The sequence below is a fragment of the Pseudomonadota bacterium genome (assembly GCA_016719885.1).
In the GTDB taxonomy this organism is placed as follows: Bacteria; Pseudomonadota; Gammaproteobacteria.
The window spans coordinates 41844-53868 of sequence record JADJYF010000002.1; the positions used below are offsets into that span (position 1 = coordinate 41844).

A 12025-nucleotide genomic window follows, 5' to 3' on the forward strand; every position below is an offset into this window, starting at 1 on the left:
CGGCGCTGTCAGCCGCGCGCCACGGTGCGCGGCGCCAGCCAGTCGTCGGTATCGGTCTGGATGGGGTGGGCGGCGAGCACGCCGCTGGTTTCGATCTCGTCCATCGCCTGCTTGGAGAACTCCGCCGCCGGCGCGTCGCCCGCGATCACGAACATCAGCACCGAGTATTGGTCGGCGGGGCCGTTGGTGACGTTCTCGAAGCGACGAATCATGCCGGGCGGAAACGAGATCACGTCCAGCGGCTCGAGGTCCACCGATTCCACGCCGCCCGCCGCGTCTTCCCAACTCGCGCGCCAGCGCCCGGTCATGCAGATGAAGGTCTCGTTGGTGTCGTGGTTGTGCATCATCGGCCCTTTGCCCGGCAAGGCCTCGCAGTAACCGAGATTGAAGCCCTCGCTGATCTTGATCGAGGACATGCGCGCGGCCTTGGCGCCCACCGGTGAAGTCACCGCGCCCTGTTCGCCGGGCGGCGGCTGAAAGCCGATGACGTTGTAGAGGATGCGCATGGAGTCAGGCATGTAGCTGTCGGGCAGGCCGCCGTCGAAACCTTTCAGGTCCTTGAAGCGCGCCACACGTTTCAGCATGTCCTCGCGGCTGAGATACACGCGCGGGATCTGTTCCTCGAATGCCATGTGCGGTCCTCCTGTCGATGCATGAATGCCCTGGCTTCATAGCATAGCGGCTGGGCGGCGGCCGACCACTCCACGATCCGGTGTCACGCTGCCGGCGTGGCGATGGGGCGGCCGGCCAGCACACTGCGATGCTGGGCAAGGTATCCCGGCGCCAGTGCTTCGAGATGCCCGGCCAGCGCGCCATGCGCCTCGGGCAGGCGATGCCAGGGAATGCTGGGCCAGCCGTGGTGCTCGGCGTGGTAGTTCATGTTCCACAGCCAGAAGCGCACGAAGGCATTGCTGGTCACGCTGCGCGTGCGCCGCAGGATGCTGCCGTCGTGCGGCAGGCCACTGTGTTCGCACATCAACCACCAGGTCTGAAAGACGTGGGTCAGCCACAGCGCCGCCAGCAGCCAGCCGCCGCCCGGCAGCCACAGCAACGCGGCCAGCAGGAACAGCGCCCAGCTCGTCACCAGCACGCGGCATTCGCGCGCCAGCGCGGCGTGGTCTTCGATATGCGCCGTCCAGCCGCAGTGCAGAGCCCACTCGGTGGTCGGCCGCAGGGCGAACGGCAGGGCCAGCGCGAGCTTGAGACGCAGCATGCCGTCGCCGAGCGCCGCCCGCCACCATTGCGCGCGCGTCGCCGGCCAACCGGCGTAGTTCGGAATGGACGCGATTTCCGGATCGCGCTCGGGATCGTGGGTGTGACGATGATGTTCGAAATGAAAGGTGCGATAGACGGCCGGCGACACGCCGAACAAAAGACCGCACAGGCGCGCGCCCCGACGATTGCCGCGCGGCGAGGCGAACGCGGTCTCATGGGTGCATTCGTGGAATGGCGCGAAGATGCCGGCCCACGCCACCGCCAGCAGCAGCGTGGCTGGCAGCGCCAGCAGCGGCTGCGCGGGCCAAGCCATGATGAGCCAGGTCAAGATCAGCATCGCGCCTACATGCAATGTAAGACGCACGGTCGAAGGTCGGTCGTCGCGCGCCTGCAGCGCACGCAGGCGCTCGAGCTCGAGCAGGGGACGATGTTCAAACTGTTCGCGCATGGGCCGGCACCGGGACGAAGCAGCGTGCATGATAGCGTCGACGACGTCGCGCAGGCCCGTCACGCGCGGAAATTTTCGCGAGCGCCGCGCAGCGCAGCAATTACAATGGGCGCGCCGCGAGCGAGCCAGGAGCGTGTGCCATGTCCGACACCCCGAGTCTGAACGTCGTCCCCGAAGCGCAAGGGTTTGCCGCGGCGGTGCACGGGCTCGATTTGGGCGCACCCTTGTCCGCCGCCGAGCAGGTTGAACTGCTGGCCGCGTGGACGCGTCACCCCGTGCTGTACTTTCCCGAGCAGGCGCTGACGCCCGCCATGCTCGAGCAGGTCAGCAGTTACTTCGGGCCTTTCGGTCACGACCCTTACGTCAAACCCAAGGACGGCTTCGAGCACGTCATCGAGGTGCGCCGCGAAGCGCACGAGACCGCGCCGATCTTCGGCGGCTCGTGGCATTCCGACTGGAGCTTCCAGGCCACGCCGCCCAGCGCCACGCTGCTGTACGGCGAGGTCGTGCCGCCGCGCGGCGGCGATACGGTGTTCGCCGATGCATGTCGCGCCTTCGAGGCCTTGTCGCCGACCATGCAGCAGCTGCTGATGCCTTTGAACGCGGTGCATTCGGCGGCGCCGGCCTACGGGCCCAAGGGCCTGTTCGCGCGCGACGACGCCACGCGCTCCATGCGCATCATCGTCTCGCCCGAGGCGGAGCGCAGCGAGGTGCATCCGCTGGTGCGGCGCCATCCGCTGTCGGGACGCTGCGCGCTGTATCTCAATCATGTCTACACGCTCGGCATCGAAGGCATGCGCGCCGACGAAAGCCAGGCGCTGCTCGACTTCCTGTGCAAGCACCTCACGCGCCACGAGTTCATCTATCGCCACCGCTGGCGGCCACACATGCTGCTCATGTGGGACAACCGCGCGGTGGTGCATTACGCCGACGGCGGCTACGAAGGGCATAGTCGTCTCATGTTTCGTACCACGGTGGCGGGTGAACGGCCGCGGGCGGCGCGTGCGGCCTCGGCGTAATGATGGGCGCCACGCGTGGCGTGGCGCGGGCCAGGGATGAATCGAGTGCGCGGCCTGCGGTGCCTGGCGGCGATGTGGCTGCTGGTGTCCCTCGGCGGCTGTGCGCTGCTGCCGTGGCCGGCCAAACCCGCGCCGGCCGCGCCGCCCCGCGAGACGCCGACCATCAGGCTCGTGGTGCGCGGCGTCGGTGAGCGACTGGCCACCAATATCCGCGCCCACGTGTCGCTCGCGACTCGCGCCTGCGGCACGCCGAGCGCCTACCTCGGCGCGCTCGCGCGCCGCGCCGAGGAGGAAACCCAGGACGCGCTGCGCGCCTACGGTTACTACCACGCGAGCGTCAGCACCCGTGTCGGTCAGCGCGGCGATTGCGCGCGCGTGGTCATCGAGGTCAAGCAAGGGCCGCGGGTGGTGGTGGCCGCGGTCGAGCTCGAGGTGCTCGGCGCGGCGCGCGACGATCAGGGCTTCATGGCGCCGCTCGCCAGTGTGCCGCTGGTGGTCGGCGCCAACTTGAATCACGACAAGTACACCGCCACCAAGCGCCTGCTGGAAACGCTGGCGCTGGAACGCGGCTATCTCGCCGGGCGCTTCGTCGAGCATCGCCTGGAAGTGGATGTCGCGCGCAATCTCGCGCACGCGCGTCTGCGCTACGACAGCGGCCCGCGTTATCGGGTCGGCACGGTGTCGATAGCGCAGCAGCCGCAGGTGGTGCGCGAAGATCTGGTGCGACGCTTCCTCGACTACAAGCCCGCGCAGCCCTACGAAGGCGAACTCGTCACGCGCTTCTACGCCGCGCTGGCCGCCAGCCAGTACTTCGACCAGGTCGACATTCGGCCGCGCCTCGGCGACGCACGCGACGGCGAAGTGCCGGTCGACATCCGCCTCACGCCGCGCAAGCGCCACAAGTACGCGGTCGGCGTCGGCGCCTCGACCGACGAAGGCGCGCGCACACGGCTCGCCTATACCAATCGACGCCTCAACGACGCCGGCCATCGCCTCAACGCCGAGCTGCGCGCGTCGCTGCTCGAGCAGAGCATGTCGGGCGAATACCAGATCCCGCGCGCGCATCCCGCCGATGAATGGCTGAGCCTGCAGCTCGGCGTGAAGCGCAAGAACGCCGACAACTTCGAAAGTAACGAATCGCAGGTCGGCATCGCCGACACCGTGCGGCGTCCGTTCGGTATCCTCGAGACGCGTTTCATCCATCTCGATCACCAGGCTTTCGACATCGGCCACGACAACCGCGCGTCGACCCTGCTGATCCCCGGCATGCGCTGGACCAAGACCACCACCAACGACGCGCTCTACCCGACGCGCGGCTACAGCGCGAGCTTCGAAGTGCGCGGCGGCTCGGGCGCGATGTTGTCGGACGTGAACTTCGTGCGCGCGCTGGCCAACGTGCGCGTGGTGCGGGCGCTGGCGCCGCGCTGGCGCGTGCTGGGACGCATCGATGCCGGCGCCAGCTGGGACGACAACTTCGGCGCCCTGCCGCCCACCGAGCGCTTCTTCGCCGGCGGTGACCTGAGCGTGCGCGGCTATGGCTTCGAGGATCTCGGCCCCGAGGACCGTCGCGGTCGGGTGATCGGCGGCCGCTACCTCGGCGTGTTCAGCACCGAAATCGAACGCAGCGTGGCACGACGCTGGGCGGTGGCGAGTTTCGTCGACGGTGGCAACGCGTTTGGCGGCAGCGGTCGCGATACCGGGCTCAAACTCAGCGTCGGCGCCGGACTGCGCTGGCGTTCACCGCTGGGACCGGCGCGTATCGATCTTGCCCATCCCCTCGACGATGACGTGGTCGTGCGCCTGCACGTACGTATCGGTCCTGACCTGTGATGAACGACGTCACGCCGCGCCCCCCGTCGCCCGTGCCGCGCCGTCGCCTTGGCGCGCTGGCCTGGCGCCTGCTGGTGGTCGCGCTGGTGTTGGCGGTGCTGGTGACGGTGGGCACCGCGCCCGGCTTGCGCTTCATGCTGCGCGCCTTGGCGCCGACGCTCGAGTTCAGTGCACTCGAAGGCAGCCTGCTCGATGGCGTAACGCTGCGCGACCTGCGTTTCGTGTCGCCCGCTTTCAAGCTCGCGGCGGCGGAAGTGTCGGTGGCCGGGCGTGCATCGCTGCATGCCGGCCTTGCGCTGCGCGAAGTGCGCGCGCGGCGCTTGGTGATCGAATTGCCGCTGCGCCGCGAGGGCGAGGCGCGCAAGGCGGCGCGCATGCCGCTGCCGCTGCGCGTCGATGCGCTGCGCGTGGATGATCTTGCCATCGTGCATGGCGCGCGGCGGTACGAGTTCGCGGCGCTCGATGCGGCGTTCGATGCGTCAGCGACAGCTTGGTCCTTGCGCGAATTCGTCCTGCGCGGCGAACGGCAGCGGCTCGACGGTCACGCGCATTACCAGGATCACAGGCTGGGCGCGACATTCGAAGGGCGGATGACGACCAGCTCAGGCGAGGCGCGCGCGGTCGCCAAGCTCGACGGTGCACTCGATGCGCTGCGCGTCGAACTCGAGCTGCGCGCGCCGCTGGCGCTCGGCGTGCGCGGTGAACTCGACGCGCTGGCGACGCCGCCACGCTTCAAGGGCGCGCTCACGGCCAGCGTGCCCACCCTCGGCGCGTTGCGTGGCGAGCTCGACGGCGACCTCGGCCAGGCACGGCTGCGCCTGGAGGCGCCGCTCGCGGGCGCGGCGCCGGCGCTGCGCGATGCGGCGCTGGATCTCTACCTCAAGCGTCGCGACGACGGCGTCGAGGCCGCGCTCACCTGGCAGGTAGGCCAGGCGCCGCGACTGCAAGGCAACGGCGAACTGCGCTGGCAGGACGGCGGCCTGCGCGTGGCGCTGGACAGCGTCGCGCCGACGGTGGGCGTGCGTGCGCGCCTGCTGCCGGCCGCGAACGGGGCGCAGCTCGGCGCGCGCCTCCATTGGCAGGATCTCGCCGTGCCGGTGGCCGGCGCGATGCGCAGCAGCGGCGCGCTCAAAGTGCGTGGCACACTCGACGCGCTGTTCGTCAGCGGCGCGCTGCGCGGCCGCGATACCGGCTTCGGCGATGTCAGCGCCAGTCTGCATGGCCACTGGCAGGGCAAGGCCTTCGAACTCGGGCAACTCGAGGCGCATGTGCTCGACGGCAAGGTGCATGCACGTGGCAGCTTTCGACTGGCGGCAGCAGGCCTGCGCGCGCCTGGCCTTCGATTTCCGTCGCCTCGACTTCGGCCAGTTCGACGCGGCATGGGCCAGCCGTCTCGAGGGACTCGGGCGTGCTCATGCCTGTCGCGGCGACGGCGGCTGGCTGGGCGGGCTGGCCTTGCAACAACTCGGCGGGCGCTGGCGCGAGCAGCCGCTCAGCGCGCGCGCTGAACTGCAGCACGACGCCAGGGTGACGACGCTGCGCGAGTTCGAGCTACGGCTCGCCGGCAATACGCTTACTGCCAATCTCGAGCTCGGTGAGCGGCTGAGCGGGCGCTTCAGCGCTGCAGGCGCCCAAGCTGTCCGTGGTGTTGCCCTCGCTGGCCGGCAGTCTCGATGCCGACGGTGTGGTGGGCGGCACGCGCGTCGCGCCGTCGCTGCGCGCCACGGTCGCCGGCAGCGGCTTGAGCGTCGCCGCCTGGCGCGCCAAGGGCGTCAGCGCCGACATCGATGTCGATGCGGCGCGCCTCGATGCCTCGCACGTGTCGGCCAGCTTGCGTGAGGTCATGCACGGCGCCCGTCCGCTCGGCGAGCTGACGCTGCAAGGACGGGGCAGCCTGCACAGCCATGCGCTGTCGCTGGCGGTGCACGGCAAGACCCTCGACGCCGAACTCGAAGCCCAGGGCGCGTGGCAGGCGCCGCGCTGGGCGGGCAGCGTCACGCGGCTCTCGCTCGCGCCGCCGCGCGTCGGCGAGTGGCAGCTCGAAAGCCCGGCGGCGCTGGCCTGGCAGCGGGGTGACGCGATGCTGGGCCCGGCCTGCCTGCTGCGGGAACGCGCGCGCCTGTGCCTCGACGTGCCGCGCTGGAATGCCGCCAGCGGCGCGGCGGCGCTGACCTTGACGGGCCTGCCGCTGTCGCTGGCGCGCGCCTGGATGCCGAGCACGCTCCTGCCCAGCGGTACCGTGATGGCCGAGGCCAGGCTCGAGCGTGCCGACGGCGCGTGGCGTGGCGACGGCGAGGTACGTGTCGAGCGCGGCCGTGTGCGCTACCGCGGGCCGACGCGCGCGCTGGAGGAACTGCCGCTGCGCGATGCGCGGGCGAGTTTCAGCATCGATGAGGAACGTCTGCGCGCCAACGCCGCGCTGGCGCTCGGCCAGTGGCTCAGCGCCGAGGGCCGGCTCGATGCGGCGCTCGCCGCGCAGGGCGCGGTGGTGGGCGAGCTCGAGGCCGAGCTGTCGGACATCCATTGGTTGGAAGAATTCTGGCCGGAGCTCGGCGGCAGCAGCGGCGCGGCGCAGCTTCGCGCCAGTCTGCGCGGTCCGCGCGACGCGGCGCAATTCGACGGCACGCTGCGCCTCGCGTCCGGCTCGCTCCTGCTGCCGCGTTTCGGCACGCAACTCGGCCAGCTCGAGGTGGCGGCGCAGGGCGTGCTTGGTCAGCCCGTGACGCTGCGCGGTGAAGCACGACTCGGCAGCGGCACCTTGAGCATGGACGGCGAGTTCCATGCCCGCGACGCGGCCGGCCCGCGCGCGGTAATGCATCTGCGCGGCAGCGAACTCGCCCTGGTGCGCCTGCCCGACATCGAAGCGGATGCCGCGCCCGACCTGACCATGACCCTGGCGCCCGGCCTGCTCGGGCTCGATGGCCAGGTGACGTGGTCGCGCGTGCAGATCCTGATGCCGGCCTTGCCGGAGCGGGCAGTGGCGACTTCCAGCGACGTGGTGCTGGTCAATGGTGGCGATGCGCAAGGCGTGGCACCGCCGCGGCCGCGCTGGTTCGTCGATACGCTGGCCGCCGATCTCGACCTGACGCTGGGCGACGAAGTCGCACTGGCGGCGGCGGGACTCGACGCCAAGCTCAACGGCGCGGTGCATTGGCGCAAGCCGCGCGGTGAGGAACGCGGCAGCGGGCGCGGTGGCCTCAATGTCGTCGATGGCCATTACAAGGCCTATGGCCAGGAGCTCAAGATCCAACGCGGCGCCTTGATCTTCGATGGCGCAATCGACAATCCAGCGTTGGAAGTGCGGGCCATCCGCGCCGATCTCGAAGACGTGGTTGCCGGTGTACGCGTGACCGGCACGCTGCGCATGCCGAAGTTCGCGCTGTTCGCCGAGCCCAGCCTGCCGGACGCCGAGGTGCTGTCCTATCTCGTCACCGGCCACGCGCTGGCCAATGCCTCGTCGGGCGAAGCGGGCGTGATCGCGCGCGCGGCCCTGAGCCTCGGCGCCGATCGCGCCGCGCTCGTCACCAGCCAGTTGAGCAACCTGTTCGCGCTCGACGAATTCGGCATCAATCCCGGCAAGACCGCGCGCACCTCGTCGATCGTCGCCGGCAAGCGCCTGACGCCCAAGCTCACGGTGCGCTCGGAGTTCAATCCCTTCGAGCGCGTGTGGACCTTCTTTCTCAATTACAAGCTGACGCCGCGTTGGAGCGTGGAAGCCCAGACCGGTGCGGGGCAGGGCGCCGACCTCATCTACAGCGTCGAACGCGACAGCTTGAGAGCGGCGCCGAGCCGCTCAAGCGAGACCCGGCACCGCGTCCTTCATCGCCTTGATCGGCGCCTGGTCCAGCGCGCGCTGAAAGGCGGGCCGCGCAGCGAGGCGCGCGTAATAGGCTTCGAGCGACGGCAGTCCGTCGATGCCGATCAGCTCGCGGGCGAGATGCACGCTGTAGCCGACCGCGGTGTCGACCGCGCTGAAGCCGCTGGCGAGCAGGTAGTCGCGCCCCTGTAGCGCCTGCGCCAGGACTTCCAGCGCTTTGCGCAGGCGCCGCGATTCGAGCTTGATCACCACCATCGAGCGATCGGCCGGCGCCACGAACACCTGCTGCTGCACCAGGGAGGCGCCGTGCACGGCGACGGTCTCGGCATAGTGCAGCCATTGCAGCCAGGGCGTGCGCTCGGCATGGCCCGGCGCACGGTGCAGGACGCCCGCCGCGTCGTAGCGTTCGCACAGGTACTGGCAGATCGCGCCGGACTCGAACAGCGTGACATCGCCATCGACCAGGCACGGCACGCGACCGAGCGGCGAGATGGCGAGGTATTCCGGTGTGCGCAGGGCCGCCATGGAAAAGCCCAGCGTCACCAGTTCAAATTCCAGGCCCAGTTCGTGCAGCAGCCACACGCTGCGCATGGAGCGGGCGCCGGCGCAGTGGTAGAGCTTGCGCATCAGTCATTCCTCGAAAAGCGGACGGGGATCGGTACTCTCGGTGGGGGCGAGGTTATAGCATGCGCGCTGGCGGCGACAGCGGGTGCGCCGCATCCATCGCGGGGAGTAAAGCATGGGAACACGACTGGCCGGCAAGACGGCGCTCATCACCGGCGGCAGCCGCGGCATCGGGCGCGCCATCGCCGAGGCGTTCGCCGCCGAAGGCTGCGCGCTGGTGCTCAATGCGCGCGATGGCGCGCGCCTGGCCGACACCGCGGCCGAGATTGCCGCCGCTTATGGCGTGCGCGTCACGCCGCTGGCCTGTGACATCACGCGCCGCGACGACGTGTTCGCGATGGTGGCGGCGGCCGAGGCGGCGGCGCCGCTTGACATCCTGGTCAACAACGCCGGCATCCACATCGCCGCGCGCTTCATCGATTACAGCTTCGAAGATTTCCAGCGCATCATGGAAAGCAACGTCTACAGCCTGTTCCATGTCACCCAGGCGGTGCTGCCGGCGATGATGGCGCGCGGCCACGGGCGGGTCATCAACCTCGCCTCCAGCGCCGGCAAGTGGGGCTCGCGCAATCAGAGCGCCTACAACGCGTCCAAGCACGCGGTGGTCGGCCTGACGCGCTGCCTGGGCCTGGAAATGGCGCCTTACAACGTGCTGGTCAACGCCATCTGTCCTTGGGTGGTCGAGACCGATATGCTGCGCGACTTCATGAGCGGCCATGCCGCCGCGCTGGGCAGCGACGCCGAGGCGGTGATGGACCGCCTCAAGGCCTCGGTGCCGCTGCAGCGCTGGATCCAGCCTGCCGAGGTGGCGGGCCTGGCGCTGTACCTGGCCTCCGACGAAGCGAGCTACATCAACGGCCAGGCGTGGGCGGTCGATGGCGGCTATACGATGATTTGATGGCGATGATCGGACGGTGGACCGTCGAGGTGAAAAGGTTCTTGATGAAGGATGACAGCAGCAAATGACGCGCTTCCCGCAGGTCGAAGTACGGGCCTCCCATGGCGGTCATGGTGTATTTGTATTGGAGCCGGTAACGGCCGGCACACGCATCCTCGAATTCGTCGGCCCGCGCGTCGGACGTGAGGAAGTCGAGCGCGCCGCGGCGGCCGGCATGGGCGACGGTTTCCTGCAGATCGGCGCCGACGAGTTCTACGCCTTGTCCGGCGGGCCGGACGACTTCGTCAATCACTCCTGCGCCGCCAATACCCATATCCGCTGCGTCGATGGCCAGTACTTCCTGGTCGCGAGTCGCGACATCGCGCGCGGTGACGAACTGTATTTCGATTACGGCATCACGCAAATCGCGTTTCCGTTTCGATTCCACTGCCTGTGCGGCGCCGCCAACTGCCGCGGCCCGATAGGCAACTACGACGAGGTGCCGGTCGCCCTGATGGACGACTACCTGGCGCGCGGCATGGTGCCGCCGCATGTCGAGGCGGCGCTGCACGGCGACCCGGTCTGAGCCGGGCGACCGTCGGCGCCGACGCATCGCCTTGCCCGGACAGGCGTTCACGATACGTCGGCGCGACGGTCATTGCCGGGTTTTCTGTGGGTCAGGCTTCAGTCTGACGTTCCGGGACCCACGATAAAATTCCGGCCGGCTCAATCCCAGCTCATGGTCTCTAGATAATCGCGCAGCTGGCCGGCGGTCTTGAACTTGCACAGTATCAATGACCGCTTCAAGCCGCAGCAGATGGCTTTGACCTCGGCGCGCTGATGGGCATAGCGGCGCGCGCCGCCCAGCACGTCGTAGAACATGCGCACGAGATCGAGCACGTCGCCCTGGATGTTCTCGTGCTTGGGTGCGCCCCACTGGTACATGTCGATGAGCTTCAACTGGTAGCCGAGACCGTGGCGGCGCACGATCACGTTCTCGGTATGGAGATCGCCATGGTATTCGCGCGCCATGTGGATGTCGGCGATGCCGGTGGCGAGCGCATGCAGCAGGTGCAGCGCTTCGAAGGGCTGCAGCACATGGCCGGGCTGGCGCTTGACCCAGTGTTCGAGTAGTTCGCCCTCGACGAATTCCGACACCAGCACCGTCACGCGCTGGCCGGCGAACTCCATCACATCCTGGGTGTAGTACTGGATCAGCACCGCGCAGTGCCGCAGCTTGTGCAGTTTCAGCGCGTAGCGGCGCGCCGCGGCGTTGCGGCGGTTGCGATGGGGAAAGAACAGCTTGGCGGCGCGTTCGATGCCGGTGCCGACCTCGACTATCTTGTAGACCTCGCCTTCCCAGCCACGGCCCAGCAGCGACACCACCCGGTACTTGCCGGCGATGACGTAACCCGGTTCGAAGTCGAAGCTTTCGATGCGTGACGCACCGCTCATGGTGTGCCGTCCCCCTGTAGGTGCGAATTTATTCGCACATTGCGCTGACGTCGACCGCTGTGCGAAGGAATTCGCGCCTACAGCGCAGCTCCCCATACCTTGGCCAGCCACGCCGGAGCGGCATCCAGGGCGCCGCGATAGCCATTCACGTCGTAGTGACCGTTGACCGTGGCGGTGGTGAGGGTGATGGGCCGCCCGTCAGCCGCGAGACTGGCGACGCGCGCCTCGAGCGGCGCGAGGGGGAACAGTTCATCGCTGGCGCTGTGAAAGGCATGCACCGGCACCGTGCAATCGAAGTCGCGATTCGGGTAGCCGGCTACCGGCAGGGCGGCGCTGAAGCGCGCCGGGTAGTGTTCGATGAAATGCCAGGTGCCGATCGCGCCCATGCTGTAACCACCGATCACGCTGCGCGCGGGCGTGACGCCGTAGGCGTGCGACGCGCCCTCGAGCAGGGCCATGACCAGCGCTTCGTTGTCCTCGGTGTGCCACTGGCCATTGATGGCTTCCGGCGCGATGCACACCGGCGCCAGTTCGCGCAGCGCCGGCTCGAACAGGTATTCGAGCAAGGGCCGACCGTAGTAGCGCGTCGGGGTGCCGGCGTAATGCAGGATCATCACCAGTGGGCGGCGACCATCGGCGGGCGCCGCCGCCGGCACCGACAGCGTGTAGCGCGCCACGTGCCCTTGCGCCTGCTTGAATTCGATGTCGTGTATGCCGGCGCTTGCGGGAAATTGCATGGT

10 protein-coding genes are annotated in these 12025 nt (G+C 68.9%); 5 read left to right on the forward strand and 5 right to left on the reverse strand.

Annotated elements, in window-relative coordinates; all coding sequences use genetic code 11:
- Positions 1 to 8 precede the first annotated feature (8 nt).
- Positions 9 to 632: a cupin domain-containing protein gene (locus IPM80_02675; GenBank protein ID MBK8957344.1), complete on the reverse strand. Its 624-nt coding sequence runs from the start codon at positions 630 to 632 to the stop codon at positions 9 to 11.
- An 83-nt stretch (positions 633 to 715) separates the two neighbouring features.
- Positions 716 to 1663, reverse strand: a complete 948-nt coding sequence (locus IPM80_02680; protein ID MBK8957345.1) for a fatty acid desaturase — start codon at positions 1661 to 1663, stop codon at positions 716 to 718.
- Between the two features lie 140 nt (positions 1664 to 1803).
- Between IPM80_02680 and IPM80_02685 the strand changes: the two genes are divergently transcribed.
- The 3 genes from IPM80_02685 to IPM80_02695 are packed head-to-tail and all read left to right on the forward strand — an operon-like array spanning position 1804 to position 6020.
- Positions 1804 to 2682 carry a TauD/TfdA family dioxygenase gene (locus IPM80_02685; GenBank protein MBK8957346.1) on the forward strand — a complete coding sequence of 293 codons (879 nt, stop codon included), beginning with the start codon at positions 1804 to 1806 and terminating at the stop codon, positions 2680 to 2682.
- A 45-nt stretch (positions 2683 to 2727) separates the two neighbouring features.
- Positions 2728 to 4512: an outer membrane protein assembly factor gene (locus IPM80_02690; GenBank protein ID MBK8957347.1), complete on the forward strand. Its 1785-nt coding sequence runs from the start codon at positions 2728 to 2730 to the stop codon at positions 4510 to 4512.
- Entirely contained in the window at positions 4512 to 6020 is a 1509-nt protein-coding gene (locus tag IPM80_02695; GenBank protein MBK8957348.1) for a hypothetical protein, read from the forward strand. Before IPM80_02690 ends, IPM80_02695 begins: the two co-directional genes overlap by 1 nt.
- A gap of 2285 nt (positions 6021 to 8305) precedes the next feature.
- On the opposite strand, the gene IPM80_02700 is transcribed toward IPM80_02695, so the two are convergent.
- On the reverse strand, positions 8306 to 8956 hold the full coding sequence (locus tag IPM80_02700) for a glutathione S-transferase family protein (GenBank protein ID MBK8957349.1): 651 nt from the start codon (positions 8954 to 8956) through the stop codon (positions 8306 to 8308).
- A gap of 112 nt (positions 8957 to 9068) precedes the next feature.
- On the opposite strand from IPM80_02700, the gene IPM80_02705 reads away from it, so the two are divergent.
- Positions 9069 to 9851, forward strand: coding sequence for an SDR family oxidoreductase (locus IPM80_02705; protein ID MBK8957350.1), 783 nt, complete (start codon positions 9069 to 9071; stop codon positions 9849 to 9851).
- A 64-nt stretch (positions 9852 to 9915) separates the two neighbouring features.
- Positions 9916 to 10416 carry an SET domain-containing protein-lysine N-methyltransferase gene (locus tag IPM80_02710; protein ID MBK8957351.1) on the forward strand — a complete coding sequence of 167 codons (501 nt, stop codon included), beginning with the start codon at positions 9916 to 9918 and terminating at the stop codon, positions 10414 to 10416.
- A gap of 140 nt (positions 10417 to 10556) precedes the next feature.
- On the opposite strand, the gene IPM80_02715 is transcribed toward IPM80_02710, so the two are convergent.
- Positions 10557 to 11285: a serine/threonine protein kinase gene (locus IPM80_02715; GenBank protein MBK8957352.1), complete on the reverse strand. Its 729-nt coding sequence runs from the start codon at positions 11283 to 11285 to the stop codon at positions 10557 to 10559.
- Between the two features lie 77 nt (positions 11286 to 11362).
- Complete coding sequence (locus IPM80_02720; protein MBK8957353.1) at positions 11363 to 12022, reverse strand: hypothetical protein; 660 nt, start codon at positions 12020 to 12022, stop codon at positions 11363 to 11365.
- Positions 12023 to 12025: the final 3 nt, after the last annotated feature.

What these genes read in the sequence shown, in the direction of transcription:
- IPM80_02720 (MBK8957353.1), bottom strand. Translation starts at nt 12,022, where the DNA reads ATGCAATTTCCCGCAAGCGCCGGCATACACGACATCGAATTCAAGCAG.
- IPM80_02695 (MBK8957348.1), top strand. Translation starts at nt 4,512, where the DNA reads ATGAACGACGTCACGCCGCGCCCCCCGTCGCCCGTGCCGCGCCGTCGC.
- IPM80_02710 (MBK8957351.1), top strand. Translation starts at nt 9,916, where the DNA reads ATGACGCGCTTCCCGCAGGTCGAAGTACGGGCCTCCCATGGCGGTCAT.
- IPM80_02675 (MBK8957344.1), bottom strand. Translation starts at nt 632, where the DNA reads ATGGCATTCGAGGAACAGATCCCGCGCGTGTATCTCAGCCGCGAGGAC.
- IPM80_02705 (MBK8957350.1), top strand. Translation starts at nt 9,069, where the DNA reads ATGGGAACACGACTGGCCGGCAAGACGGCGCTCATCACCGGCGGCAGC.
- IPM80_02685 (MBK8957346.1), top strand. Translation starts at nt 1,804, where the DNA reads ATGTCCGACACCCCGAGTCTGAACGTCGTCCCCGAAGCGCAAGGGTTT.
- IPM80_02700 (MBK8957349.1), bottom strand. Translation starts at nt 8,956, where the DNA reads ATGCGCAAGCTCTACCACTGCGCCGGCGCCCGCTCCATGCGCAGCGTG.
- IPM80_02680 (MBK8957345.1), bottom strand. Translation starts at nt 1,663, where the DNA reads ATGCGCGAACAGTTTGAACATCGTCCCCTGCTCGAGCTCGAGCGCCTG.
- IPM80_02715 (MBK8957352.1), bottom strand. Translation starts at nt 11,285, where the DNA reads ATGAGCGGTGCGTCACGCATCGAAAGCTTCGACTTCGAACCGGGTTAC.